At 57.9% G+C, this 25,868-nt stretch carries 22 protein-coding genes and 1 tRNA gene; 16 read left to right on the top strand and 7 right to left on the bottom strand.

Going from position 1 to position 25,868, the window contains the following annotated elements; genetic code table 11:
- The first annotated feature begins 44 nt into the window (after positions 1-44).
- Both Q669_RS08585 and Q669_RS08580 read left to right on the top strand, forming a co-directional pair.
- The gene (locus Q669_RS08585; RefSeq protein WP_036149276.1) at positions 45-2,171 is read left to right on the top strand and encodes a methyl-accepting chemotaxis protein; all 2,127 of its coding nucleotides are present in this window, start codon (positions 45-47) and stop codon (positions 2,169-2,171) included.
- 154 nt (positions 2,172-2,325) lie between these two features.
- Positions 2,326-2,580: a GrxA family glutaredoxin gene (locus Q669_RS08580; protein ID WP_011785863.1), complete on the top strand. Its 255-nt coding sequence runs from the start codon at positions 2,326-2,328 to the stop codon at positions 2,578-2,580.
- A gap of 72 nt (positions 2,581-2,652) precedes the next feature.
- Here the strand turns inward: Q669_RS08580 and Q669_RS08575 are convergent, their stop codons facing one another.
- Entirely contained in the window at positions 2,653-3,915 is a 1,263-nt protein-coding gene (locus Q669_RS08575) for a 6-phosphofructokinase (RefSeq protein ID WP_022991958.1), read from the bottom strand.
- Between the two features lie 144 nt (positions 3,916-4,059).
- Here Q669_RS08575 and mpl point away from each other — a divergent pair, with 144 nt between their 5' ends.
- From mpl to Q669_RS08555, 4 genes are all read left to right on the top strand, one after another.
- Positions 4,060-5,454, top strand: coding sequence for a UDP-N-acetylmuramate:L-alanyl-gamma-D-glutamyl-meso-diaminopimelate ligase (mpl, locus tag Q669_RS08570; protein ID WP_022991957.1), 1,395 nt, complete (start codon positions 4,060-4,062; stop codon positions 5,452-5,454).
- Complete coding sequence (locus Q669_RS08565) at positions 5,447-6,070, top strand: flavin prenyltransferase UbiX (protein ID WP_022991956.1); 624 nt, start codon at positions 5,447-5,449, stop codon at positions 6,068-6,070. The genes mpl and Q669_RS08565 overlap by 8 nt, the downstream gene beginning before the upstream one ends.
- A 122-nt stretch (positions 6,071-6,192) precedes the next feature.
- Positions 6,193-7,332, top strand: a complete 1,140-nt coding sequence (locus Q669_RS08560; protein ID WP_011785859.1) for an acyl-CoA dehydrogenase family protein — start codon at positions 6,193-6,195, stop codon at positions 7,330-7,332.
- A gap of 146 nt (positions 7,333-7,478) precedes the next feature.
- Entirely contained in the window at positions 7,479-9,413 is a 1,935-nt protein-coding gene (locus Q669_RS08555) for a hypothetical protein (protein WP_036149275.1), read from the top strand.
- 149 nt (positions 9,414-9,562) lie between these two features.
- Here Q669_RS08555 and Q669_RS08550 read toward each other — a convergent pair.
- Positions 9,563-9,649: transfer RNA gene (locus Q669_RS08550), tRNA-Leu, on the bottom strand.
- Positions 9,650-9,922: 273 nt separating this feature from the next.
- Here Q669_RS08550 and rnr point away from each other — a divergent pair.
- The 8 genes from rnr to alr all read left to right on the top strand — a co-directional run bounded on the left by rnr (position 9,923) and on the right by alr (position 18,032).
- Positions 9,923-12,370 carry a ribonuclease R gene (gene rnr, locus Q669_RS08545; RefSeq protein ID WP_011785851.1) on the top strand — a complete coding sequence of 816 codons (2,448 nt, stop codon included), beginning with the start codon at positions 9,923-9,925 and terminating at the stop codon, positions 12,368-12,370.
- Between the two features lie 25 nt (positions 12,371-12,395).
- Positions 12,396-13,133 carry a 23S rRNA (guanosine(2251)-2'-O)-methyltransferase RlmB gene (gene rlmB, locus Q669_RS08540; RefSeq protein WP_011785850.1) on the top strand — a complete coding sequence of 246 codons (738 nt, stop codon included), beginning with the start codon at positions 12,396-12,398 and terminating at the stop codon, positions 13,131-13,133.
- A gap of 245 nt (positions 13,134-13,378) precedes the next feature.
- Positions 13,379-13,792 (top strand): 30S ribosomal protein S6, encoded by a 414-nt coding sequence (gene rpsF, locus Q669_RS08535; RefSeq protein ID WP_011785849.1) that lies wholly within the window; start codon positions 13,379-13,381, stop codon positions 13,790-13,792.
- Positions 13,793-13,816: 24 nt separating this feature from the next.
- Complete coding sequence (gene rpsR / locus Q669_RS08530) at positions 13,817-14,047, top strand: 30S ribosomal protein S18 (protein WP_011785848.1); 231 nt, start codon at positions 13,817-13,819, stop codon at positions 14,045-14,047.
- A gap of 25 nt (positions 14,048-14,072) precedes the next feature.
- The gene (locus Q669_RS08525; RefSeq protein WP_014420682.1) at positions 14,073-14,936 is read left to right on the top strand and encodes a hypothetical protein; all 864 of its coding nucleotides are present in this window, start codon (positions 14,073-14,075) and stop codon (positions 14,934-14,936) included.
- Positions 14,937-14,956: 20 nt separating this feature from the next.
- Positions 14,957-15,403 (top strand): 50S ribosomal protein L9, encoded by a 447-nt coding sequence (gene rplI, locus Q669_RS08520; RefSeq protein WP_011785846.1) that lies wholly within the window; start codon positions 14,957-14,959, stop codon positions 15,401-15,403.
- A gap of 149 nt (positions 15,404-15,552) precedes the next feature.
- Entirely contained in the window at positions 15,553-16,959 is a 1,407-nt protein-coding gene (gene dnaB, locus Q669_RS08515; RefSeq protein WP_014420683.1) for a replicative DNA helicase, read from the top strand.
- On the top strand, positions 16,959-18,032 hold the full coding sequence (alr, locus tag Q669_RS08510) for an alanine racemase (RefSeq protein ID WP_022991954.1): 1,074 nt from the start codon (positions 16,959-16,961) through the stop codon (positions 18,030-18,032). Before dnaB ends, alr begins: the two co-directional genes overlap by 1 nt.
- Here the strand turns inward: alr and Q669_RS08505 are convergent.
- Complete coding sequence (locus tag Q669_RS08505) at positions 18,001-18,363, bottom strand: hypothetical protein (protein WP_022991953.1); 363 nt, start codon at positions 18,361-18,363, stop codon at positions 18,001-18,003. The two genes, alr and Q669_RS08505, sit on opposite strands and share 32 nt — an antisense overlap.
- A gap of 169 nt (positions 18,364-18,532) precedes the next feature.
- Here Q669_RS08505 and Q669_RS08500 point away from each other — a divergent pair, with 169 nt between their 5' ends.
- Entirely contained in the window at positions 18,533-19,405 is an 873-nt protein-coding gene (locus Q669_RS08500; protein ID WP_022991952.1) for an SDR family oxidoreductase, read from the top strand.
- A gap of 30 nt (positions 19,406-19,435) precedes the next feature.
- Here the strand turns inward: Q669_RS08500 and fnr are convergent, their stop codons facing one another.
- The gene (gene fnr / locus Q669_RS08495; RefSeq protein WP_011785841.1) at positions 19,436-20,182 is read right to left on the bottom strand and encodes a fumarate/nitrate reduction transcriptional regulator Fnr; all 747 of its coding nucleotides are present in this window, start codon (positions 20,180-20,182) and stop codon (positions 19,436-19,438) included.
- Between the two features lie 267 nt (positions 20,183-20,449).
- On the bottom strand, positions 20,450-21,373 hold the full coding sequence (ylqF, locus tag Q669_RS08490) for a ribosome biogenesis GTPase YlqF (RefSeq protein WP_022991951.1): 924 nt from the start codon (positions 21,371-21,373) through the stop codon (positions 20,450-20,452).
- Between the two features lie 236 nt (positions 21,374-21,609).
- On the opposite strand from ylqF, the gene Q669_RS08485 reads away from it, so the two are divergent.
- Positions 21,610-22,059 carry a Spy/CpxP family protein refolding chaperone gene (locus Q669_RS08485; protein ID WP_052000794.1) on the top strand — a complete coding sequence of 150 codons (450 nt, stop codon included), beginning with the start codon at positions 21,610-21,612 and terminating at the stop codon, positions 22,057-22,059.
- 62 nt (positions 22,060-22,121) lie between these two features.
- On the opposite strand, the gene Q669_RS08480 is transcribed toward Q669_RS08485, so the two are convergent.
- Positions 22,122-24,599: an efflux RND transporter permease subunit gene (locus Q669_RS08480; protein ID WP_022991949.1), complete on the bottom strand. Its 2,478-nt coding sequence runs from the start codon at positions 24,597-24,599 to the stop codon at positions 22,122-22,124.
- A gap of 48 nt (positions 24,600-24,647) precedes the next feature.
- Positions 24,648-25,868 carry a methyl-accepting chemotaxis protein gene (locus Q669_RS08475; RefSeq protein ID WP_022991948.1) on the bottom strand — a complete coding sequence of 407 codons (1,221 nt, stop codon included), beginning with the start codon at positions 25,866-25,868 and terminating at the stop codon, positions 24,648-24,650.

The following is a 25,868-nucleotide window of genomic DNA, read 5'->3' as shown; positions in this document are numbered from 1 at the left end:
TCTAGGATGTTTGTTAAGCCTCACAGAAAAAGGTTTCGATGTACATGAAACAACTCTCTCTGCGCGTAAAACTCTACGCCCTGGTGATTGCACTGCTGCTAACCATGGGTGTGAGTATTGTTATCACCGCCCAGCTCTCCCTCGGTTCCATGGAGGAACGGCTGACCCGGGAAACCCGGGGCACGGTGCAACGTATTGTAATGGATCAGCTTAGTGCGACCGCAGGGAAATACGGTGAGCTGGTGACCGGGGTATTCGAAACCGCCTACCAGACGCCTGAAGTGGTTCGCAGCCTGATTACCCGAAATATCGAAGCGGACAGCTCCGGAAGGATCAGTCGGCGCGACCTTCAGGAAAACATTGGGGCTGTGCTCGAGGAGCAGAAGCATCTGAGTTCGATTTACGCCCAGTTTGAGCCGGATGGTTACGACGGCCAGGACATTTACTTTACCGGCGGGGTGGAAGAACACAGCAGTGATGAGGGTACCCTTGAGATCTACTACTATCGGGACCCGGCTGGCAATGTGGTGTTCAGCAGAACCGAAGACCCTGCCACCAAATACCTGGACAACCGCAATGAGTTCGGGATCCGTGAAGCCGAATGGTACCTGTGTTCCCGCGATTCTCTAAAGCCCTGCCTGATGGAGCCCTATGAGTATGAGATTGAAGAGGGCTACTCCGAGCTGATGACCAGCCTGGTGGTGCCGGTGATCAGTGACGGCGAGTTTGCCGGGGTGGTCGGTTCCGACATCAACCTGTCGACGCTGCAGTCGACCATTGCCGGTGTCAGCGAGGAACTCTTTGACGGCCAGTCACGGGTCACATTATTGAGCGAGAAAGGCCTGATTGCTGCTTCCAGTCATTATCAGGAGCATCTGGGCCGGCCACTGCGGGAAGCACTGCCGGATCTGGCTGGCGAGTTTACGGCGTTGCACCGCAACGGTGGCAGCTTCGACAACGGTGAGATTCTCGCCGTGTCGTATCCCGTCAAGGTCGCGTTACCGGGTGCTGAATGGTCGCTGTTGATTGAATTGCCGCGCGATATCGCCCTGGCCAGTGTGAATGAAATAACGGCGTTGCTGTCAGACGAAGTAACCAGCACGGCCACCCGCCAAACCGTGGTGGGCATTGTGGTGGTCGTGCTTGCGATTGCCGTATTGGTGTTGCTAGTGCGTTCGGTTACCCGGCCGCTGGACGAGATCCGTAAGCGCATGCGCAATCTGGCCAGTGCCGAGGGCGATCTTACCCGTGAACTGGATATTGACACTCATGCCGAGCTGATTGACCTTGCTGGCGGCTTTAATGCCTTCCTGGCCCGCCTGAGGGAAATGATCAACGACCTCAAAGACGTGAATGCCCAAGTGCGGGGGCAGGCCTCGGATGTGGGCGCCATTGCACGGGATACCGATGAACAGACAGCCCGCCAGCACCAGGATATCGACAGTGTGGTGACCGCCATGAATGAAATGTCGGCGGCGGCCGGGGAAGTGGCCGGCTTTGCTGGCGAGGCAGCGGATAATGCCCGGGCTGCGCGGGATGGCATTAAATTTACCCAGGATACTCTGGGTACGGCGTTGCGGGGCGTGGATGCACTGGCCGGCGATATGGATCAGGCCAGCTCGGCCATTGGTCAAGTGGCCCAGCGCAGTGAGGAAATCAACCGGATTCTGGAAGTAATCCGTGGCATTGCCGAGCAGACCAATCTGCTGGCACTGAATGCCGCTATCGAGGCTGCACGGGCCGGAGAGCAGGGGCGTGGCTTTGCGGTGGTAGCCGATGAAGTGCGCACGCTGGCGTCCCGAACCCGCGAATCCACGGACGAGATCAGTGGCATGATTGAGCGCCTGAAAGGCGACGTGGACGGTGCGGTAACGGTCATTGGAACCGGGGTGGAGCGAGCCACCAGCGCGGTAGAGGGAACCCGGGAAGCCAGTCACTCGCTGGCCACAGTGGTTGAGCGTATCGCCACGATTGTTGAACATGTCACCCAGGTGGCCACCGCCGCTGAGGAGCAGAGTTCGGTGAGCGAGGAAATTAACCGGAACCTGACTCACATCGGCGACGCAGCCAACGATCTGAGGGAGTTGGCGCAGCGGGTCCGTCAGAGTGGCGAAGCGCTCGATGGCCAGGTTCAGGTGCTGGATCGCGAACTGGGCCGCCTGAAAACCTGAGGCTGGCCCTTCCTCGGGCGATATCGGTATCGTCAGCTACTATCACGATCATGGCGAGGATCAATTTTCAATTGGTGCTCGCCATGCCATTATTGCGACATTATAAATGCGCTGAGTGCCAGCCACTCGCAACCCTTTGAGTCAGGAGGTATGTATGGAGCAGGTCACGATTTATGGCCGTTCAAGTTGTGGTTTTTGCGTTCGGGCAAGGGACCTGTGTGAATCCAGAAACATCCCCTACGTGTGGGTGGACATGATCGAAAAAGGCATGAGCAAACAGGACATTGCCGACCGTATCGGCCATCCGGTCTACACGGTGCCCCAGATTCTGGTGGGTTCCGAGTATGTGGGTGGTTTCGACGATTTCTCGGCGTATGTCCGTCGACATGAGGCGCAAACGGCCAGCTAAATTGTAGTGTTTGAGGCGTAACAAAAAGCCCGGCAACTTTGGCCGGGCTTTTTATAGGGCTGCAGGGCCTGATCAGAGCTCGAATTCGGTCCGCAGCTTTTTCTCCACCAGCTGATTCTTCAGCTTGGCAACCCTCGGCAGGCCTTCGTCAAACGGCGGGAAGCTTTCACCAGCAATCAGCGGCTGCAGGTAATCCCGGCAATCCTGGGTGATACCAAAGCCATTGTCTGTGATGTAGTGGATTGGCATTTTCTTTTCCTGGTTGGCTACCTCGCTGAGATTGGCCTCGCCGATTGACCAGCGGTAAGGTTTGGCCTGATCCCGCACGATGGTGGGCATCAGGGCCTGCTTGCCCGCCAGGGCCATTTCCACAGCAGCCTTGCCAACCGCATAGGCCTGCTCCACATCGGTGGCGGAGGCAATGTGCCGGGCTGCACGCTGCAGATAGTCTGCCACCGCCCAGTGGTATTTGTGGCCAAGGGCCTGTTTCACCATATTGGCCAGGGCCGGGGCAACGCCACCGAGCTGAGTGTGGCCGAAGGCATCCTTGGCGCCGGCATCGGCAACGAAGCGGCCGTCTTCGTATTGGGCGCCTTCAGACGCCACCACCACGCAGTAACCGTAATCCCTCACGCACTGATCCACTCGCTCCAGGAATTTCTCCCGGTTGAAGGGAATTTCCGGGAACAGGATGACGTGAGGCGGCTCGCCTTCGCTCTGTCTGGCCAGTCCGCCAGCGGCAGCAATCCAGCCGGCGTGGCGACCCATCACTTCCAGAATGAAGACCTTGGTGGAGGTTTCACACATGGATTTGATATCCAGGCTGGCTTCGAGGGTGGATGTGGCAATGTACTTGGCCACGGAACCAAATCCGGGACAGCAGTCGGTGAAGGGAAGGTCGTTGTCGACCGTTTTGGGCACGCCAATGCAGGTGATCGGGTAACCCATACGATCGGCCAGTTGGGAGACCTTATAGGCGGTATCCTGGGAATCGCCGCCGCCGTTGTAGAAGAAGTAACCGATGTCGTGGGCCCGGAACACTTCAATCAGGCGCTCGTATTCGCGCTGGTTCTCGGAAATGTTCTTGAGCTTGTAGCGGCAGGAACCAAAAGCCCCGCCTGGCGTGTGGATGAGGGCCTGGATGGCGTCGTCAGATTCCAGACTGGTATCAATCAGCTCTTCTTTCAAAGCACCGATGATGCCGTTGCGGCCGGCATAGACCTTGCCGATCTGGTCCGGATGTTTGCGTGCGGTCTGGATAACACCGCAAGCACTGGCATTGATAACGGCGGTGACCCCGCCAGACTGGGCATAAAATGCGTTCTTGATAGCCATCTCGGGCTGAAGCCTCCTGCTGGTTCAACGATGGCGCAGATGATACGCCAAACACCGCGGTTTTTCATGAGCATATGCCGGCTCTTGACCGCGCAGAAAGTATGGTAGAGGCTTGGCAGGTTTCAAACCGGAGGCACAACCTTAATGCATATACATATTCTGGGCATTTGCGGCACGTTCATGGGCAGTCTGGCGGTGATCGCCCGGGAGCTGGGGCATAAGGTGACCGGTTCGGACCAGGGCGTTTACCCTCCCATGAGTACTCAGCTGGAGGCCCAGGGCATTGCGTTGACAGAAGGTTACCGGCCCGAGAACCTGGAGTCGAATCCGGATCTGGTGCTGATCGGGAATGCCATGTCCCGGGGTAACCCGGAAGTGGAAGCAGTGCTCAACCGGCGCATTGATTATATGTCTGGCCCCGAATGGCTCGCCCGGGAGGTCCTGCGCCACCGGTGGGTGATGGCCGTAGCCGGTACCCATGGCAAAACCACCACAACGGCCATGCTGCTGTGGATTCTCGACCAGGCCGGCTTTGATGCCGGTTACCTGATAGGCGGTGTGCCCCAGGACTTTCCGGTGTCTGCCCGACTGGGCAGCAGTGATTTCTTTGTGATCGAGGCGGATGAGTACGACAGCGCGTTCTTTGATAAGCGCTCCAAGTTTATCCACTACCGCCCGAATACCCTGATTCTGAATAACCTGGAATTCGACCACGCCGACATTTTCGAAAACGTGGAAGCCATCGAGCGTCAGTTTCATAACCTTGTGCGTACCGTACCGTCTCAGGGGCTGATCATTCGACCTGCCCTGGACAGTCACCTGGATAATGCTCTGGAGATGGGGAGCTGGAGCCCGGTGCAGGATACGGCTATCGGCAGCGAGATCAGCCGCACGGCGGACTGGCGGGCTGAGCTTCTGGCTGAGGATGGCAGCCGCTTCATGGTTATCCACCATGAGCAGCCGGTTGCGACCCTGAAATGGGGGCTGACCGGTTTGCACAATGTGCGTAATGCCCTGTCGGCGATTGCCGCTGCCCGTCATGTGGGCGTTACGCCTGACCATGCGGTGGCGGCGTTGTGCCGGTTCTCTGGAGTGAAGCGCAGAATGGAGCTGGTGGGCGAAATCGGCGGTGTGCGCGTATACGACGACTTTGCCCATCATCCAACCGCGATTGCGTCTACCCTGGAGGGATTGCGCAATCGGGTGGGGGATGAGCCAATCCTGGCCATTATCGAACCCCGCTCCAATACCATGAAGCAGGGTGTGCACAAGCAGACGCTGATCCCGAGTGCCGCACTGGCGGATCGGGTGCTTTGGGGTAATCTCAGTGATATGGACTGGTTGCCGGAACTGGTGGGGAGCTGGCAGGCGGAACATGGTGAGCTGGATCATCACAGGGTGGAGGCGTCGGTGGAGGAGCTGATTGAGAAGGCCCTGGAGGGGCTGCCAGAGACCTGTCATATCGTGATCATGAGTAATGGCGGCTTTGGCGGCATTCATCGGAAACTGGTGGCGGAACTGGAGAAGCGTCGTGGCTGAACAATCACCCGTGGTTAATCTGGCGTTTACCGGCGCGTCCGGAGCCCAGTACGGGCTTCGTCTGTTGCAGTGCCTGGTAGCCAATGGTTGCCGTGTGAACGTGATGATCAGTAAGGCCGCCCAGGTGGTGATCGCGACTGAAACCGAGTTCCGGCTGCCGGGTTCCACGCCTGCCATGGCCGAGGCGTTGTCGGACTTCGCCGGTGCGCAAACCGGCCAGGTGCAGGTCTTTGGCCGGGAGGAGTGGTTTTCTCCACCGGCTTCCGGTTCCGGCGAGAAGGCACCGCTGGTGATTTGCCCCTGCAGCACCGGCACGCTCTCGGCACTGGCGACCGGCGCCAGCAACAATCTGATCGAGCGCGCTGGCGACGTGGCCCTGAAAGAGCGCCGCAAGCTGATTCTGGTGTTACGGGAGACGCCCTATTCTGAGGTGCACCTGGAAAACATGCTCAGGCTTACCCGCATGGGTGCGGTGATGATGCCGGCGAGCCCCGGGTTCTATCACAACCCGCAGTCGGTGGATGATCTGGTCGATTTCATGGTTGCCCGGATTCTCGACCACCTGGATTTTCCGCAGACCCTGGTACCCCGCTGGGGCGAGAAGAAAGCCGACTGACCCGTTCCGGGGCGATGGTTTTGGCCAAAGCGATTGATGGTTTTCACCATTGAGCGAAACCCCGCCCCGCCACAGACTTGCTGAACACAATGATAAACCAACCCGTTCACCGAGGTTCAGCAATGATTCCACGTACTCTTTTCGACGCCGATCTTGAAGGCTTCCGCGATTCCGTTCGCAAGTTTCTGGAGCAGGAAGCGGCTCCGTATCATGACCAATGGGAAAAGGATGGTCAGGTCAGCCGCGAGCTCTGGCAGAAAGCAGGTGAGCTGGGCTTCCTGTGCCCGATGCTGCCGGAAGAGTACGGCGGTGTGGGGGCCGATTTCCGTTACTCCGCAGTGATTATGGAAGAGATCTCCCGGGCCGGATTGTCTGGCATTGGCTGGGGGCTGCACTCCGATATCGTGGCGCCCTATATCCTGAACTACGGCTCAGAAGAGCAGAAGCAGAAGTATCTGCCGAAAATGGCTTCAGGTGAAATGATTACTGCCATCGCCATGACTGAACCGGGCGCGGGTTCCGACCTTCAAGGCGTAAAAACCACGGCGATTCGCCAGGGTGACCACTACATTCTGAATGGCTCGAAAACCTTTATCACCAACGGCCAGCTGGCGGATCTGGTGATTGTCGTTGCCAAGACCGACCCCAAAGAAGGTGCCAAGGGTACCAGCTTGTTGCTGGTCGAAACCGCCTGGGAGGGCTTTGAAAAAGGTCAGAACCTGAACAAGGTGGGGATGAAAGCTCAGGATACCTCCGAGCTGTTCTTCCAGGATGTGAAAGTACCGGCAGACAACCTGTTGGGCAGCATGGAAGGGCAGGGCTTCTTCCAGCTGATGCAGGAGTTGCCGGCGGAGCGCTTGCAGGTGGCCCTGACCGCCGTCGCCGCCGCCGAGGCCGCCTGGCAGTGGACCCTGGATTACGTGAAAGAGCGCAAGGCCTTCGGTAAACCCGTCATCGCTTTCCAGAACACCCGCTTCAAGCTGGCTGAACTGAAAGCCGAAATCACGGCCGCCCGTGTGTTCACTGACCGTTGCCTGGAACTGCACCTGGACAAGAAGCTGGATATCCCCACCGCCGCCATGCTCAAGCAGCACACCACCGACCTGCAGTGCAAGGTGATGGACGAATGCGTTCAGCTGCACGGTGGCTATGGCTACATGTGGGAGTACCCGATTGCCCGGGCGTGGGCCGATTCGCGCGTGCAGCGGATCTACGCCGGCACCAACGAAATCATGAAAGAAATCGTGGCGCGGTCGTTCTGACGAATTGTCCCGATTTGCAGGCCCCGGCACATTCCGGGGCCTGGTCGTTACCAAACTTTACAATTTGCCAAGCCTGTCAAGGTCTCCCGGCGGCACATCTCCTAAAGTAGCGGCACAACCTCTAACAAGGATAAATGGTTGCCGCGATGAAACGTCTGATCAGTCTTTCCGTTCCTCTGCTGTCACTTGCGATCGCCGGTTGTGGCGATGAATCCGATGACCTGCCGGTTGATGGCCGGGAGTTCGATGGTGTTACCTACAGTGAGCGAGCGCCCTACCAGGGGCGGGTAATCGATGGTTACCTCAACAATGCCCGGGTCTGGCTGGATCTTGACGACAATGGTCAGTACACCGCAGGGCCGGTGGAGATTGAGCTGGACAGCGGTAATACCCACATACTCGAGGACGGCGAGCCAACCGTGATGAGCGGTCCCGGCGGGCGGTTTTCCATGGACGTTTCCGCGCTGGATGTTTCGCCCTCGATCGGCGCAAACCTGGACCCCAGGGATTATCCGCTTTATGCCCTCGCGATTCCCGGCCAGACCCTGGAGGAGCGCAGCTACGGCGATGAGGCGGTCAGCCGGGCGTTTTTGATGTCAGCCAGCCCCGGCGTCACCAATATTACCCCCCTGACTACGCTAGCCCGTTTCCGGAGCCTGGCCGGACAGTGGAATACTGAAAACCCGATTCCGGATAATCGGTTCGCTGATCTGGACGGTATCAATCTGTGGAAGGACTATATCCTTGCCAATGACGACCGCGCTCACGCCTATGCCCGGGCGTTGGCGCGGTTCATGGCCAGCCAGATCCCTGATGGCTACAACGATTACCTGGCCGGGAACGGCAGTGACGGTAGCGAGGCCAGCCTGTTACCGCGTGACGGGGTATACCTGCTTGGCTATTCCGTGGTGCAGAACGTTGATGAGGTTATTGCGATTGTCGATGCCGCTGTATCCGGTGGCAACTACGGCAATGTGGATACCGATACGCTGATACTGCCGGACGTTGATGTGGAGGTCAGCAATCCCAGGCTGCTGGTCAGCCAGAGGATTTCGGCACGGCCAACCCGATCAGACACGCTGCCCACCAATACCTCGGATCTGGGCGCCTCGGCAGAATTGTCGTTTGAATACAGTGAAGGTGGCAGGCTGCTGGCTGTGTCCAGCCGGGGCTGCATGGGTATTTCGCTGCCCGAGATGGCCCGGTTGTTTCAGGCCGATGGCTACATGACCAACCTGAAGACCCAGTGGCTGCCATCGTCCTCCCTTTCACCTCAAAGTGCCGTCTGGTACGACGAGGAGGGCGTGCACGAGCGTCTGGAGTTTGCCTGGGAGAATGGCACGGCCAGTCTTGATACCGTCACTACGTGTCACGAGCAGACGCTCGGGGTAACGCCAGGGGGAACCGAGCTGGATGGTATCGGTGACATCAGCTGGGTTTGGGATGGGCAGGCCGGGACTCTGGTGGAGTCCGTGCCCGGCAGGGCTGATGATCGCGTGCTGGCGTTAGAGGTGGCCAATTCGCCAGCGGACATTCTGGATGGCGAGCAGTCGCCACGGGATCTGGTCAGTGGGTATCGGCTGACCGCGGGCGGTGGCCTGGAAGCAGCCGTTGGTTTTGCTGGTGGTGGAGCCTCCTGCGCGCCCCAGGGTGTTGCGCCCAACGATACCGAGCGCAACGGCCAGTATGCGACCCGGCTGTTTCCCTTCTCATTTACCAGTGACGTTGCCGCTTCCGATCTTTTCGGGGCTGGTGCCTATGAATACGATATTGATGAGCGTAATGGCGTCTCTGTTGCCCGCTTGCTCCGGTTCCCGTTCCTGGATCGGGCGACCGCAAATAGGCCAGAAGTGGATTCCGCGAACGGGGCGTTCCAGTGGCAGCTGTTTTACGACGCACTGAACAGCGAAGAGCTGGATATGCAGCGTCCGAACCTGCTCAAGACGGCGTATCTGGTCGATTTCGTCGCCACATCCGATTGCGGTGACGGTCCTCTCGACCGGCCGGGCCGGGCGTATTCCACAGTGGAGTACGAGTACCAGAGCCTCTCGGACTATCTGTTGGACAGGCTGTCGGAGTAAGGCGGTTTGCGGAAAGGGCGATGGATGTTCTGTCTGTCGTCCTTCCAGACAGCACAAAATGCTCGGCGTAAATACGGCGAGTTCGACGTCAGATGCTGCTGATTTTTTCGGGATTTTTAATTTCTTAGGCCATTTTCTGGGGAAGAAAATGGTGCCGAGGAGAGGACTTGAACCTCCACGGGGTTGCCCCCACTAGCACCTGAAGCTAGCGTGTCTACCAATTTCACCACCTCGGCAGGTGATTTGCAGATTAGCGTATAGTTTATTGAAAACTTAGCGTTTCTGCCAGTGGTGAGGAGTTGCCCCTCAACCGATGGCGCGTACTTTAATGATTCGTTCAGGTGCTGTCAAACATTTTTTTCAAAAAAGTTTCGGCGGCAGAGTCTGACGATTTCAGGGTATTTGTGCCTATATTGGCGCCCTTGTTAGGCAGCATTCCCATCCCAACGTTATACTGCATCAAACATGAATGATGCCGCACGGTTTGCGGTGAGACAGAAAGGATCCGAATGGTTTCCAGGAAGAACAAACAAAGTGACCCTCATGCCCAGCGTGAGGCCCAGAAATATGACAACCCCATCCAGAGTCGGGAGTACATTCTCCAACATCTGAAAGAGCGGGGCGCGCCGGCCACGCACGAGACCCTGTGTCAGGAGCTCGGGCAGACGTCTGCGGAAGGAATTGAAGCGTTGCGCCGTCGTCTGATTGCGATGTGCCGTGATGGACAGTTGATCTGTAACCGCCGTGATGCGTTCCTGCCGATCGAGGAAGCGGATCTGGTCACCGGGCGTGTGGTTGGACATCGTGATGGTTTCGGGTTTCTGATCCCCGATGACGGTGGCTCCGACCTGTTTCTGACTGCCCGGCAGATGCGCCAGGTATTCCACGGTGACCGGGTAGCCGCCCGGGTGGATCAGGTGGATGATCGCGGGCGCCGGGAAGGCAAGATTGTGGAAGTGCTGGAGCATCGCACCTCCCAGATTGTCGGTCGCTTCTTTAAAGAGAGCGGCATCGCTTTTGTGGTGCCGGAGAACGCCCGGATCAATCATGAGATACTGGTTCCGGATGAGCAGGCGGGTAAGGCAGTTCACGGCCAGTATGTGGTGGTGGAAATTATTCGTCAGCCGACGATTCGAACCCAGCCTACTGGCCAGGTCATTGAAATTCTGGGCGAGCACATGGCGCCGGGAATGGAAATTGATGTTGCCATTCGTTCCTACGAAATTCCCCATAGCTGGCCGCCCGCCGTAGGTGAGCAGGCTGCCTCGATTCCGGCGGAAGTGGCAGAGAAAGACAAGGCAAACCGGGTGGATATCCGCAACATGCGCCTGGTGACCATCGACGACGAGAGCGCTCGTGACTTCGATGATGCCATTTACTGCGAGCCTCGTCCCCGTGGTGGCTACCGGTTGGTGGTGGCCATCGCTGATGTATCCCATTACGTCCGCCCGGGGTCGCCACTGGATGAAGAGGCCATTCAGCGCGGTAACTCGGTGTATTTTCCGGACCACGTGGTGCCCATGTTGCCGGAGAAACTCTCCAATGGCCTGTGTTCCCTGAACCCGGATGTCGACCGCCTGTGCATGGTGGCCGACATGACCATCAGTGCCGCCGGTAACATCAGCGGCTACACCTTCTATCAGGCCGTAATGCGCAGCCATGCCCGGCTGACCTACAACAAGGTCAGTGCCATGCTGGAGCATCCGGATACGGAGCAGGGCTACAAACTCAGCGCCCACTATGCGGATTTGCTGCCGCATCTGCACAACCTGTATGACCTCTACAAGTTGTTGCGAAAGGCTCGCACCGAGCGTGGGGCCATTGATTTCGAGACCACGGAAACCAAGATTGTTTTCGATGCGCAGCGCAAGATTGAGGAAATTGTTCCGGTGCACCGGAACGATGCCCACAAGATTGTGGAAGAGTGCATGCTGTGCGCGAACGTGGCGACGGCCCGCTTCCTCAAGAAGCACAAGATTCCGGCGCTTTACCGGGTGCACGACGGGCCTTCGGAAGAGCGTCTGAGCAATCTCCGCCTGTTCCTGGGTGAGCTGGGATTGCAGCTGGGCGGCGGCGATAAGCCATCATCGGCAGATTACCAGGCCTTGCTGGGTCAGGTGGCCGACCGCCCGGATGCCAATGTCATCCAGATGGTGATGCTGCGCTCTCTGAGCCAGGCGGTGTACAGTCCTGAAGAAGCCGGGCATTTTGGTCTTGGCTTTGCCAGTTATACCCACTTCACCTCGCCAATTCGACGTTACCCGGACCTGATTGTGCATCGGGCCATCAAGTCCCGGATCCATAATCCCGAGGCGACCAAAGATCTGGTGTCTCCGAAAGTGCACGATCCCGAATTGGCAGAGTATCCCTACGATTACGCCCGCATGGAGCAGCTGGGTGAGCATTGCTCCATGACCGAACGCCGGGCCGACGATGCTACACGGGATGTCATGGCCTGGCTCAAGTGCGAGTTCCTGCGCGATCACGTGGGCGAGGAGTACGATGGCATTATCGGCGCGGTGGTGCCGTTTGGCTTCTTTGTTGAGTTGTCCGATATCTACATCGAAGGTCTGGTACACGTGTCCACGCTCAGTGGTGACTACTTCCATCACGATGCCGTCAAGCATCGTCTGATTGGTGAGCGCACGGCCGTCAGCTTCCGTCTGGGTGACGAAGTGCGAGTCCGCGTGGTGCGTGTCGATCTGGAAGACCGCAAAATCGATCTTGAGCTGGTAAGTACCCCCAGGCGCCGAAAGGCAGACCGCGATGCGCTGGAAGTGTCCAAGCGCGAGCCGCGGGGCAAAGGCAAGGGTGATCGCTCCGGTAAAGGGCGAAAAACCGGTAAGCCGGCCAGCGCCAAGGAAAAGCTGGCCGCAGAGGCTGCCCGGGAGGCCCGGTCCAAATCGGCCAAAGGTAAACCGTCAGGCTCGGGCCGTAAGCGCAAGAGTCGCAAATAACACGTTACGCAGGAATTGATTGTCAGTGTCTCAGGAATATGTATTCGGCTGGCATGCCGTAGATGCCGTGTTGAAAAGAGAGCCGGAGCGGTTGCAAAGGGTCTGGATTCAGACCGGTCGTCAGGATAAGCGGGTGAAGTCGGTTACCGATGCCCTTGACGGTCTGGGGGTGCCCTGGAAAGTGGTGCACCGGAAAGAGTTGGATGAGCGGGTGTCCGGTGTCCACCAGGGTGTTGTTGCTGCCGTTGCGGAAAGCCGGGAGTGGACCGAGGATGATCTTCTTGCCCAGTTGGCCGCCAGCGACAAGCCGCCATTCCTGCTGGTGCTGGATGGCGTGACGGATCCCCATAATCTGGGTGCGTGCATGCGCACCGCCGATGCGGCGGGAGTGCAGGCCGTGATTGTGCCCAAGGATAAATCTGCCTCGTTGACGCCGGTTGCCCGAAAGGTCGCCTGTGGGGCGGCAGAAACGGTACCGTTTGTCCGGGTGACCAATCTCGCCCGTTTCCTTAGGGAGTTGAAGGACCAGGGCGTGTGGTTGATTGGTACGGCAGGTGAGGCGGATGCCACCTTGTATCAGGCTGATTTCAAGGGGCCGGTTGCTCTGGTAATGGGCGCCGAAGGTAAAGGCATGCGCCGTCTGACCCGTGAACATTGTGACCAGTTGATCAACATTCCGATGCTTGGCCACGTCGACAGTCTGAATGTGTCGGTGGCGACCGGTGTCTGTCTGTACGAGGCACTGCGCCAGCGCCTCGGTTAAACCTTGCACAAACAGGCCTGCGGGCCTAGAATACGTCACCCCTTTTTCAAGGGGTGGCTTTTTATTGTCTGTTGTATGGCAATGGTTAGCTTCGCTTTTGATCAAGCCTTTCTTGTAAAGCCTTATTGATAAAGCAAAAAAGAAACCGGCAGCACTTGCTGTCACCTCCTTGCTTTCACGCTCCGGCCACAACCACTGGTATGGCCACCGGGAGAAGGAAGCTGTTTAAACCGTAGGGAGAACTCATGCGTCACTACGAAATCGTTTTCATGGTACATCCGGATCAGAGCGAGCAGGTGCCCGCGATGATCGAGCGTTATACCAGCGTCATCACTGAAGATGGCGGCAAGGTACATCGCCTGGAAGATTGGGGCCGTCGTCACCTGGCTTACCCGATCAACAAGATCCACAAGGCTCACTACGTGCTGATGAACATCGAGTGTTCACAGGCAGCGATGGACGAGCTGACTCACAACTTCCGGTTCAACGACGCCATCATCCGTGACCTGATTCTGCGTCGCGACGAGGCCGTTACCGACCTGTCTCCGATGAAAGCCGCTGAGTCCCGTGAGGACCGTCGTTCCGGCGGAGACGATCGTCCACGTCGTTCAGCTGACTCTGAAGAGCGTCAGAGCGCATCCCAGGACGAAGAAGAGTAATTAACCGGAGTTAGGAGTTACGTTATGGCTCGTTTTTTCAGACGTCGTAAGTTCTGCCGCTTCACGGCAGAAGGTGTTAAAGAGATCGATTACAAGGATCTGGACACCCTGAAAGGCTACATCACTGAAACCGGCAAAATCGTGCCCAGCCGCATCACCGGCACCAAAGCACGTTATCAGCGTCAGCTGGCTACCGCTATCAAGCGTGCCCGCTACCTGGCACTGCTGCCGTATACGGACGGTCACGACCACTAAGTTTTAACGGACAGGACCCGGGACCATGCGTGCACTGGCACAGTATGTAATGCGCGGTCCCCTGCAGGCTGGCGGGGTTGCAGCGGTTACCACCGCAGTACCCTTACTGTTCTGGATTGGCGCAGCGGTAACTGGCCTGGTCGTTCTTCGACTGGGCATTCGCCAGGGGCTCAATATTGGCCTCTGGGCTTTGATTCCGGCGATCGGGTGGGCCGTTTACGGCCAGGATCCCACGGCGCTGGCGGTGCTGCTGCAGGTGATGCTGATGGCATCCATTATCCGGACGACGCTGTCCTGGGAAAGAGCGCTGTTGTCCGGTGCCTTTCTGGCGATACTGACCGGGCTGATGTTGCCTGTGATGTATCCGGCGCTGCTGAACGATCTGGTTCAGGCTGGTGTCGAGGTTTACGAGCAGTACAACACTGAAATGGCCCGTGCGCTGGGTGGTGAACTGGAACAGGTTATCCGGGACACCATGAACGCCAGCATGGCCGGTACCTACTTTGCCACCGCCATCGGTATGACGATGCTGGCAAGGTCGTGGCAGGCGGGGTTGTATAACCCCGGCGGATTCCGCAAGGAATTCCATGGCCTCAGGTTATCGCCGGCGGTAGCCGTAGTGTGCGCCATCACCATGGTGGTCGGCCCGATTCTTGGGCTGAATGCCATCCTGCTGGCCTGGGCTGCGGGCACCCCGCTGGTTCTGGCCGGGTTGGCTCTGGTGCACGGTGTGTTTGCTCGAAAGCAGTGGAGCGGAAACTGGCTGGCAATGTTTTACGTTGCTCTGGTTCTGCTGGGTCCCAATCTGTTGATGCTGTTAGTGGTTCTGGCTTTTGTGGATAGCTGGCTGGATATCCGGGGGCGTATACCCGCCGGTCCGGCTGAATAAAGCACGAAGAGGTTAACGAGATGGAAGTTATTCTGCTCGAGAAAGTCGCAAACCTTGGCTCCCTGGGTGACAAGGTAAAGGTTAAGGCCGGTTACGGTCGTAATTTCCTGCTGCCGTACGGCAAGGCCGTTCCTGCTACGGAAGCAAACGTAAAGGCGTTTGAAGAGCGTCGCGCTGAGCTGGAAAAAGCTGCTGCTGAGAAGCTGGCTGCTGCCCAGGCCCGTGCCGAAGCTCTGGAAGGCGCTTCCTTCACCATCACCTCCAAGGCTGGTGAAGAAGGTAAGCTGTTCGGTTCTATCGGTGTTCGTGACATTGCCGACGCAGTGTCTACCGGTGGTACTGAAGTCGAGAAGAGCGAAGTTCGTCTGCCGGAAGGCCCGATCCGGGTGACTGGCGAGTACGACATCGAGCTGCAGCTGCACACAGACGTTGAAGTGACCATCAAGCTGGCGGTTGTTGCCGAGTAATCGGTAGCCCAGTGACAGGTCGATTCAACCAGCACTGAAGCCACAGGTTTCTGTGCTGAAAAACGGGCCCGAGCCGGAGACGGTTTCGGGCCCGTTGCTTTCTGGTATTCTTGTAATCTCGTTTGTTCATTTCCCTGATGTCGGTGTCTATGGCCAATCCCACTCTGAAACCTGCTTCTATTGATCCGGAAACCAGTCGCATCAAGGTCCCGCCGCATTCGGTCGAGGCTGAACAGGCGGTGCTCGGCGGCCTGATGCTGGACAACCGTCGGTTTGACGAGATCGCCGAAATTATTTCAGCGGCTGATTTTTACCGGCAGGACCATCGCCTGATTTTCGGCGCCGTGGAGCGCCTGGCCAGCGAGAGTGAGCCGCTGGATGTGGTTACCCTGGCCGAGTTTCTGGAACGGGCCGGCGATATTGAGGATGCTGGTGGTCTGTCTTATCTGGCGGAACTCGCCGAGAAAACACCCGGCGCCGCCAATATCAGAGCCTACGCTGACATTGTTCGCGAACGCTCCATTCTGCGGCAGCTGGTGGAGGTGTCCGGCAAGATCTCCGATTCGGCCTTCAACCCGCAGGGGCGAAAAAGTAACGATATTCTGGACGAAGCAGAACGCAGTGTGTTCCAGATCGCCGAGGCACGTACTAAAGAAGGTTCCGGTCCCAAGGCCATCAACCCCATCCTGGCGACCACACTCAGCCGGATTGAAGAGCTGTTTGAATCCGGCGAGCAGACGACCGGTTTGACTACTGGTTTCCGGGACCTGGACGACCAGACCTCCGGTATGCAGCCGGCCGACTTGATCATTGTGGCGGGGCGGCCCTCTATGGGTAAGACCACCTTTGCCATGAACATTGTTGAGAACGCCCTGATCAGCACCGGCACCCCGATACTGGTGTTCAGTATGGAGATGCCCGCAGATGCGCTGGCCATGCGTATGCTGTCGTCGCTTGGTCGCATTGATCAGACCAAAGTGAGGGGCGGCAAGCTGGAAGAGGATGACTGGCCCCGGCTTACTTCTGCCGTCAGTCTGTTGAAGGATAAGCCGCTTTATATCGATGACACTCCGGGGCTGAGCCCGACAGAAATGCGCTCCAGGGCCCGTCGGGTGGCGCGGGAGAACGGCGGCAAGATTGGCCTGATCATGGTCGACTACCTGCAGTTGATGCGGGTGCCGGGTAACACTGAAGGCCGGACTGCGGAGATTTCTGAAATCTCACGCTCACTCAAGGGTATTGCCAAAGAACTGGGCTGCCCGGTTGTGGCGCTGTCCCAGTTGAACCGGAGTCTGGAGCAGCGCCCCAACAAACGCCCGGTCAACTCGGACCTGCGGGAATCCGGTGCGATCGAGCAGGATGCCGATGTGATCATGTTCGTATACCGGGATGAGGTCTACAACGAGGATACGCCGGATAAGGGCATTGCCGAGATCATTATTGGTAAGCAGCGGAATGGCCCGATCGGTACCATCCGTCTCGCGTTCATCGGTAAATACACCAAATTCGAAGACCTGGCGCACGGCGATTACAGCGATTACGGTGGGGATTATTAATGCCACGCCCCACCGTTGCCCGCATTGATCTTGACGCCCTGAAACACAATTTCCGCCGGGCCCGGGAACTGGCCGGAACCGCCTATGCCATGGCGGTGGTCAAAGCCGATGGCTATGGCCATGGCATTCGCTCGGTTGCTGATGCTCTGGCCCCGGAGACCAGCCGGTTTGCGGTGGCCTGTATCGAGGAAGCCATAGCCATTCGCGGTGCCGGCCATCGACACAGCGTGGTGCTGCTGCAGGGCACCCATCAAAAGGATGATCTGGCCGAATGTGAGCGGTCGGGTTTTGAACCGGTGCTCCACTGTCAGCAACAGTTATCGTGGCTCGGTGTGGGGCGTTCTCCCAGATTCTGGATCAAGGTCAATACTGGCATGAACCGTCTGGGCTTCCGGCCCGAAGAGCTGCCGGAGGTGATGGCCGGGCTTGAGGAAGCGGGCCTGAAGCATCTTGCGATTGGTTTTGTCACTCATTTTGCCTGTGCCGATGATTCGGACAGCGAAATGACCGGGCTCCAGACCCGGATTTTTGAGCGGGCAGTAGCCCCCTGGCCGGATTTGATGCGTAGCGTTGGCAATTCTGCGGCTCACTTTCGCCCGAATCAGCCGCTGTACGAGTGGAGCCGCCCGGGGATCATGCTCTACGGGGCGTCACCCATGGAGGGCAAAACCGGTGCGGAGCTGGGGCTTTGCCCTGCGATGACCTTGCAGGCGCCTCTGATTACCACACGCGTGGTCCGTGCCGGGGAGTCGGTAGGGTATGGCGCTTCCTGGACGGCCAGTCAGGATACCCGGATGGGCATGGTGGCCATTGGTTATGCCGATGGCTACCCGCGTCACGCGGGTACCGGAACGCCAGCCGCTGTGCGCGGCCAGCGAATCCGTTTGTTGGGGCGGGTCTCCATGGACATGCTGGCGGTAGACCTGAGTGCTGTCCCTGAAGCCCGCGAGGGCGACCTGGTGGAGCTCTGGGGCAAAACCGTGAGTGTCGACGAGGTGGCCGGTTACGCCGGTACCATTGGCTATGAGTTGCTCACCGGCGTTACGTCGCGGGTGCCTCGGGTTCATGAATGATTTCTTCGATGAAATCGAGAATCGCCGCCAGGCTGCGGTCGTCCAGTTTCTTGAGGACTTTGTGAATCACCATTTTGCTGCCCTTGAGCATGCTACTGATGCCCATTTTGGCCATTCCCATCATCATGCTGCCGGCATTCAGGCGGCGTAGTGGCTCAAGGAAAAAGAAATCCAGCCCGGATTCGGTCAGTTCAACGATGAGCTCATACAGCTGGTCGATGGCCTGCTTGTCGGCTTTGCCGCGGCCTTTGAGCTCACTGACGGTATAAAGAGCCCGGGTTCTTAGTTCATCGGGGATAGGGGCCACTATATGGCTCTGTTGTTTCAGCATTGGGATTCCCGTTGTTGTATGCTTGTCGATCCGGGAGCGTTCACCGGCTCCCCGTAAGGCTGACGTTTCAGGCTGCATGATACTGCAGTAAAGTAGTGTTCCGAGCCATTGGCCCGAGTGTTTCCTGACATCCGTCACATCAGTGATATTCCGGAGGCGTTGTTTCCACGTGCATGTACTTGTTGTTCACGACTATGGCCCGCTTGGCAAGGTGCTGTTGGAGCGCCTGCGGGAAACGCATCTGCGGATCAGTCCTTTGCTGATCAGTGATCCTGCCAATGTCGACCTGCATGCCCTGGATAACTGGATTCCTGAAGACACCGCGCTGATTATCAATGCGTTGTGGCTCGCGGATCCGGAAAAGGCGGAGAAAAACCGGGAGGCGACTCACGAAGCGGCGTTTTCATTGCCGTTGGCGCTGGCCGAGCATGCCCGTGAGCGCAAAATGGCTTTACTGCAGCTTTCTTCATGTTATGTGTTTGATGGCCGTAAACAGGGTGCCTACATAGCGTCGAATCCAGGGCAGCCTGTTAACGAGCTGGGTCGCTGGCAATGGGAATGTGAGCAGGCCCTGAGAACGCAGCTCCCGCGGCATATTATTCTGCGTACCGGCTGGAGCCTGGCCCGATTTATCGGCAAGGTTCAGCAAAGTACGGCGCAAGGTGGCCTGTCTTTGCCCGGCCGCTGTCAGGGGCAGCCGGTGGCGGTGAAGGATCTGGCGAGGGTGATCGTGGCGGTGGCGCTCCAGATCGATTGTGGTGCTGAAGTCTGGGGTACCTACCAGTATGCCGGGGCAGAAGAGATCAATCTGTATGAACTGGGGTTGGCGATCGCCGGCATGCCTGGCATTCCTGAAGGAATCAAGGTGGTGGACGAGGTGCCCGATTGGGGCCACATCGAACCGGTAAACACCACTATGGTCTGTACCAAGATCCGCAATACCTTCGGCATAAAACAGATGCCGTGGCGCACCTGGTTGTCTGAAGAGGTGGCGATGTTGAAGGAATCGAACAGCGCTGAGCGGGTTCCGGCAAATTCCTGAACCCGCTCAGGGTGTGTGACTGGTTAGTGCTTACTGGCCCTGACGGGCGAAATCCCGCGTTACCATTTGCAGCGCTTCCACATCCAGCAGTTCCACTTCCCGCCCGCGAGCGCGGATGATGCCCTGATTCTGGAAGCGGGTGAAAACCCGGCTCACGGTTTCAACTGCCAGGCCCAGGAAGTTGGCAATGTCGTTCCTGGCCATGGGCAGGCTGAAATTGGTAGCCGACATACGACGACGCCGGAAGCGGCTGGACAGCGACAGCAAAAGCGCCGCAATGCGCTCTTCGGCGGTATTCTTGCTGAGCAGCATGGCCAGTTGATGGCTGTTCTGGATTTCCTGGCTCATCAGGTGATACATGTGGTGCTGCAGTTCCGGCAGCTTGCCGGTGAGTTCCTCAAGCCTGTCGACCGGGAATTCACATACGCTGGTACGTTCCAGTGCTTTGGCAGTGCAGGCATAGTTCTCGCTGCTCATGCTGTCCAGCCCCACCAGTTCACCAGGCATGAAGAAACCGGTTACCTGTTCTTCACCGCCTTCGGTAATAATGGATGTTTTGATGGAGCCGCTCTTGACCGCAAAGCAGGAGCGAACCGGGGTACTCTGATCGAAAATATGCTCGCCGCGGTTATAGATTTTCCCCTGCTGGACAATGTCCTCAAGGCGATCAAGATCGTTCTCTTCAATGGCCAGAGGTAGACACAGGTTGCTCAGGCTGCACTGGTGACAGGAGGCCTTGAGAGGGGATACTTGGTGAAGTCGAATTGCCTGGGCCATAGTTGACGAACCATCCGGGTTGATCCATTCAAAACCGCACCGAAGCGTGTGCGGTGCGTCCTCAGCCCCAACAGGTAAGGCTTTTGCCTGCGTTCGGGGCGGACACCCTGGGCGATCCGGATACCTGAGCATGCGGCGGATTCCCATGGGTGCCAATGCTGAAACATCTGGTTTCAGTCACCTTGATTTAAATCAAGTATAGCAAAAAAGGCTAGTCTTATGCCCAAACTTTAGTCTTTACGGGTTTGGCCTTTACGCCGAGACCGGCTAGCGTTGCTTCTTCTTGCGCTGCTCATCCTTTCTGGCTCTCTCTTCCGCCTCGGCCTGTTCCCGGGCCCGGGCTTCCACCAGTTCCTGCTCCACCATGTCCGGCGTTTCCAGCGAGATCCGGCCGAGCGTCCCGGCTCGGAGTTCGTTCAGCAGCACTTCGGAAACCTTGTGCAGATCCGGTACCCCGCCGCGGCCCAGGAAACGGCGTTTTACGGCGATGGCATCCATCAGTGCCAGCCCATCCACGGGTGTTTCGTCCAGCCCGTAGCGGTTGACGACGAGCTCCGGGTAGTGGGCAATCAGATAATCCGCCTCGAACAGCGCAACATCCTCGAAATCCAGCACAGCACTGCGGATTGCGCCGGTTACTGCCAGGCGATAGCCGCATTGCACCGGCGACAGCTTGGGCCAGAGGAAGCCAGGGGTATCGTAGAGCAGAACGTTATCCGGCAGTTTGATGGCCTGTTGTGCCCGGGTAACCGCCGGCTCGTTGCCAGTCTTGGCGGCGGGACGGCCAGCCAGGGTATTGATCAGTGTGGATTTGCCGACGTTCGGGATGCCCAGGATCATCACCCTCAAGGCGCTTTTCTGTCGATCATGCCCGGGCGTCATCTCTTCCGCCAGCTTGAGGATGCCCAGGGCTTCCTGGCGTTGATTGTGTGTGAGCGTGACCGCACGTACACCCCGTTCCCGCTCCAGCCAGGCCAGCCACTGCTCGGTGATGACCGGGTCGGCCAGGTCTCGCTTGTTAAGCACCTTGATCAGCGGGGTATCGCCACGCAGCGAAGGCACCAGTGGATTCTCACTACTGAAGGGAATCCGGGCGTCCACCACCTCGATGATGAGGTCCATCTGGGGCATGACTTTCTTGATCTCCTTTCGGGCCTTGTGCATATGCCCGGGAAACCAGTTAATGGCCATGGTGTTTACTCCGCTGATTGATTGAGGGCGCCATTATGCAGGGGAATGACTAAATTTTCACATTCATCAAATCCCGCCAGTGCCGCGCCCTCAGAGCGAATCAAACTGAGAACCTGTACAAATTGAAGGGATATCGGGGTGAAATGAAGCAGGAGAATGCTTTAGGGTGTCACTTCAAACGATTAAAGCCAATCCGTGGTGGCTCCCGACAGGCCGCCTCAATGATGGAGAACAGTATGAAGCTCGCAAAATTCATCGGTTCCGCACTTGTCGCCCTGACTATCTCAGCGCCGGCGATCGCACAGCAGTCGCCGGGTGGTCAGCCGGATCAGGTGGGCCAGCTCGCGCAGATGGTGGGGCTGTCTGAAGAACAGCAAACCGAGATTCGCGGCATCATCGACGACATGCAGGGCGAGATCGGCGAACTGCGCCAGGATGCCCGCTCGCTGCAGGAAGACCTGCAAGAGCAGATCAAGCCGGATTACGACGAGTCTGCCATTCGTGACAATGCCGCCAAACTCGGTGATGTGACCGGTGAAATTGCAGCGCTTTCTGCCCTGATGCAGGCGAAGGTGGATGCGGTGTTCACCCAGGAGCAGCGTGATGAGCTGGATCGCCGCATGAAACAGATGCAGCAGCAGATGCAACAACAGCGTCAGATGATGCAGCCTCAGGGCCAGCAGTAATTTGCTGAGTCGGTGTATTTGAGAGAAACCCCGCCGGAGCCTGGCCCCGGCGGGGTTTTTTGTTATGGGGTATTAAACGGTCGAACCAGAATGATCAGCCTGGGCAGCAAGGTGAGCGCACCCAGCAAGGCCATGAACATGGCAAAACCGGTGAACAGGCCAAAATAAATGGTGGGAATGAAGTTCGACAGCACCAGTATGGAGAAACCGGCAATGATGGTCAGCGAGGTGTAGAACATGGCCTGGCCGATACTGCGGTGACAGCGATGCATGGTGGCCAGGTAGTCGCCGTCTTTGGCGAACTCGGTTTTGAAGCGATGGATGTAGTGGATGGTGTCATCTACCGCAATCCCGACGGTGATGGCCGCCACGGTAATGGTCATCATATCCAGTGGAATGCCCAGCCAGCCCATCAGCCCCAGTACTGAGCCTGCGGCAATCAGGTTGGGTGCCATACCCACCAGCGCCAGCTTCACGGAACGGAACAGGATCAGAAACATGACCAGGATAGCGCCAAACACCACGCCGATGGTTTTGATCTGGGAATCGAACAGGCTCTGAAGCATGTTGTTGTACATCACTGTCATGCCTGAGAGCAGTATGCGATCCCGGTCGTAACCGAGTTCGGTGCTCAGGTGGTGGCGAATGTCATCCAGCAGCTCCTGTCGACGCAGGTCTGGCATGGTTTCGAGTATGCGGATACTGAATCGCGCCTTGTCCTGCTCCTCAGAAATATAAGGGGTCAGCAGAATATCCTGTAGATCGTCCGGTACGGCGGCGGGCACAAAGGCCAGCTCCAGGGCGTCCAGGGGCTCACCGCCGTTAACCTGGGCCAGCAGTTCGAGTGTGGTCTGTATGGACAGGACTTTGCCGGTCTCCGGCAGGCTATGCAGGTAATCATGCACCTCACCGAGTTGGCGCATTTTCTGATAGGTGTACCAGGTGTCCCGGTATTCCTCGTCACCGCAGTCTTCTACAAACGGGTCGCAGTCACTGGCGAATGGATCCGCGTTGGCGTTTTCCGGGGCGGGTTGATCGGTAATGACCACATCCAGCGGCGTGGTGCCCCCCAGTCGGTCGTCTATGGTGACCATGCCTTGATGGATTTCGGTGGAGGACTTGAAGTAATCGATAAAGCTGTTCTCTACCGTCAGTCGGTTCAGGCCAATCACGCAGAGCACGGCAATGACCCCGGAACTGACCAGGACCGTCCCGCTGAACCGCTCGGTGAAGCGGGCGAAGGCATCGGTGAAGGGCACCTTGTCTGAGCTCACGCGCTGGTCGATCGGGGGTGGCAGCAGGCTCAACAGGGCCGGGAAGATCAAGAAAGTAATGAGAAAAGCCACGGTCAGCCCCAGGGTCATCATCCAGCCAAAATCGATGACCGGCCGGATGCCGCTGAAGGTGAGGGAGCCGAAGGCAACAATGGTGGTGATCGCCATATAGAAGCACGGTCGGATCATGGTCATCAGGGTGTTGCGCAGGATGTTGTTTGGCGCAGCCTCGGGCTCGTCATGCTGGAATTCCCGGTAGCGCACAATCAGGTGGATGGTGAGCGACAGGGTCATGATCAGTAGCAGCGAAATAAAGTTGGACGAAATCACTGTCACCGGCCATTGGGCCCAGCCCAGAAATCCGACCATCAGCCAGACGGTAAAACCGCAACACAACAGTGGTACCACGACCCAACGCCATTGCCGGAAAATAATCGCCAGGGTGAGCAGCAGGAAAGCCAATACCCCGAAGCCGAAAGTGGAGAGATCGTTTTCAATAAACCGGATCATGTCGGCGACAATCATGGGCACGCCGCCCAGGTGGATGCTGGCGTGGTCGCGGTATTGCTCCAGTATGGCGCGAACCTGATTGATGGTGGCATCACGCTCTTCACCCAGTTGCTCGGTGTAGCGGATAAATTCGTCGCTTGTCTGCTCAAGTTGCGTCCGCTCGGCCACGCTGGCCTCGCCCCGATTCACCTTTTCCCGGAGTTCGTTACGCTGGTTGAGTAAGTCAAAATAGCGGTCCGGGGTTGGCAGGTTGACCTGGATGGCCGTGGTCTTGCCGTCCTCGCTGATGAGCAGGTTGGGGTACATGGGGTTGTCCAGCAACGCCTGTCGGCCGGTCTCCGGAGCCACATCGTGTTCATCCAGCGTTTTGATCTCGCTGTCGACGGTGTCCAGGGTAAGGTCCGGGCTGTGCAGCAGCGGTACATTCAGAATGCTGTTGGTGGAACCGACGGCCTCAAGAGCCTGCAAGTCGTCGCGAAGAGCCCTTAACCGCGACAGGCCTTCGGTGGTGAACAGGGGGTCGTTGGGGGTGTAGGTGACCACCAGGAAATCGTCAGAGGTGGTGAAGGTCTGGTTTACCTGTCGGTACTGCTCCAGCGAACGATCGTTTTCCAGCACCAGGGATTCTGCCGAGGCATCCAGCCGGAACTGATCAAAACGCAGCGCGGTCAGTGCCAGTAGCAGGGCAAACAGGGCCAGAACAATCCAGGGGTGGGGCAGGATAAAACGGTCGTAGAAGGCGCCAAGGCGATTCATGAGTTACAACTCTGCAGTCAAAAACGAGTGCAGAGTGTGCCACAAACCTCAGCGAACTGTGACCTTTGCCGAGGCTTCTTCCAGTGAACGGATCAGTTGCTCCAGACGTTGCGTCATATCCGCGCTTTCCGAGAGCTGGACGACCATGTTCCGGGTAGTCTCCCGGATGTCCTGAACATTGGTCAGAACCTGATCGGTATCGGCGGTCTGTTCGGCAGACATATCCGCGATTTCCTGATTGGTCCGGTCGATACGACCGACCACCTCGTTAATGGCTTCCAGGGCCTGGCGCCCCTTTTCGGATTCTTCCACGCATCGCTCGGCGTCGTCTGAGCTCCCCGTCATCTGTTCGACAGCGGTATTCATGGAGGCCAACAGGCGATCCAGGGTGGTCTGGATCTGGTCAGTGGAGTCCTGAACCCGGCGCGCCAGGTTACGGACTTCTTCGGCAACCACCGCAAAGCCCCGGCCCTGTTCGCCCGCGCGGGCGGCTTCTATGGCGGCATTGAGGGCCAGCAGGTTGGTTTGCTCGGCAATGCCCTTGATTTCGGTAATGGTCTGGCCAATCTCATGGCTGTTTTCGGCCAGTGACTGTACGCTGCCAGCAGACTGGCGAACCACACTCGCCAGCCTGCGAATGCTGTCGGCGCTCTGGCTGACCCGTTGGCTGCCATTTACCGCAGTTTCCCGGGCTTCTGTTGACAGGGTTTTGGCAATGCCTGCCTGTTCGGCAATGCCGACAAAGCTTTGCAGCATGGCCTCAACGGATTCGGCTGAGCGGTTGGCGCCTTCCTGTTGCCGCGTGAGGCTGTCCCTGCGTGCGGCGGCCCGCTGGGTGAGAGATTCGACCTCCTGGTGCAGGTGCTCGGTGGCCGTTTTCATACTGCGAACGACATCAGATGTACGATCCTGCATCGCATTGAAGGCAGCGGCCATTTCGCCAATTTCATCCTGGGAGTCGACGTCGGCCCGACGGCTCAGGTCGCCGCTGGTCTGCACCGCAACCATGGTGTTCTTGAGCCGGTTAACATGGCGTTCGATAAAGGAAATCAGCAGCTGGGAACCAGCCATCTCCAGCGCCATGAGCACCGCCACGATCAGTGCAAAGCCCGGCGCGGTGTCTGCAAATACCTGGCTGAAGCTGGATTCGGTCTGGCCCGCGATCACCTGCATGGCATAGAGCACCAGCAGACACAGCACCGCAAACACGAGAATATTCAGCAACCAGAATTTGTACTTCAGCCGGATATTTCGCAACAGGGTCAGCAT

Source organism: Marinobacter sp. C1S70 (assembly GCF_000475355.1).
In the GTDB taxonomy this organism is placed as follows: Bacteria; Pseudomonadota; Gammaproteobacteria; order Pseudomonadales; family Oleiphilaceae; genus Marinobacter; species Marinobacter nauticus.
This window is presented reverse-complemented; position numbering and strand designations above follow the sequence as displayed.

Coding starts and splice junctions, on each gene's coding strand:
- Q669_RS08585 (WP_036149276.1), top strand. CDS start 45: ATGAAACAACTCTCTCTGCGCGTAAAACTCTACGCCCTGGTGATTGCA.
- Q669_RS08580 (WP_011785863.1), top strand. CDS start 2,326: ATGGAGCAGGTCACGATTTATGGCCGTTCAAGTTGTGGTTTTTGCGTT.
- Q669_RS08575 (WP_022991958.1), bottom strand. CDS start 3,915: ATGGCTATCAAGAACGCATTTTATGCCCAGTCTGGCGGGGTCACCGCC.
- mpl (WP_022991957.1), top strand. CDS start 4,060: ATGCATATACATATTCTGGGCATTTGCGGCACGTTCATGGGCAGTCTG.
- Q669_RS08560 (WP_011785859.1), top strand. CDS start 6,193: ATGATTCCACGTACTCTTTTCGACGCCGATCTTGAAGGCTTCCGCGAT.
- Q669_RS08555 (WP_036149275.1), top strand. CDS start 7,479: ATGAAACGTCTGATCAGTCTTTCCGTTCCTCTGCTGTCACTTGCGATC.
- rnr (WP_011785851.1), top strand. CDS start 9,923: ATGGTTTCCAGGAAGAACAAACAAAGTGACCCTCATGCCCAGCGTGAG.
- rpsF (WP_011785849.1), top strand. CDS start 13,379: ATGCGTCACTACGAAATCGTTTTCATGGTACATCCGGATCAGAGCGAG.
- rpsR (WP_011785848.1), top strand. CDS start 13,817: ATGGCTCGTTTTTTCAGACGTCGTAAGTTCTGCCGCTTCACGGCAGAA.
- Q669_RS08525 (WP_014420682.1), top strand. CDS start 14,073: ATGCGTGCACTGGCACAGTATGTAATGCGCGGTCCCCTGCAGGCTGGC.
- rplI (WP_011785846.1), top strand. CDS start 14,957: ATGGAAGTTATTCTGCTCGAGAAAGTCGCAAACCTTGGCTCCCTGGGT.
- dnaB (WP_014420683.1), top strand. CDS start 15,553: ATGGCCAATCCCACTCTGAAACCTGCTTCTATTGATCCGGAAACCAGT.
- alr (WP_022991954.1), top strand. CDS start 16,959: ATGCCACGCCCCACCGTTGCCCGCATTGATCTTGACGCCCTGAAACAC.
- Q669_RS08505 (WP_022991953.1), bottom strand. CDS start 18,363: ATGCTGAAACAACAGAGCCATATAGTGGCCCCTATCCCCGATGAACTA.
- fnr (WP_011785841.1), bottom strand. CDS start 20,182: ATGGCCCAGGCAATTCGACTTCACCAAGTATCCCCTCTCAAGGCCTCC.
- ylqF (WP_022991951.1), bottom strand. CDS start 21,373: ATGGCCATTAACTGGTTTCCCGGGCATATGCACAAGGCCCGAAAGGAG.
- Q669_RS08485 (WP_052000794.1), top strand. CDS start 21,610: ATGAAGCTCGCAAAATTCATCGGTTCCGCACTTGTCGCCCTGACTATC.
- Q669_RS08480 (WP_022991949.1), bottom strand. CDS start 24,599: ATGAATCGCCTTGGCGCCTTCTACGACCGTTTTATCCTGCCCCACCCC.
- Q669_RS08475 (WP_022991948.1), bottom strand. CDS start 25,868: ATGCTGACCCTGTTGCGAAATATCCGGCTGAAGTACAAATTCTGGTTG.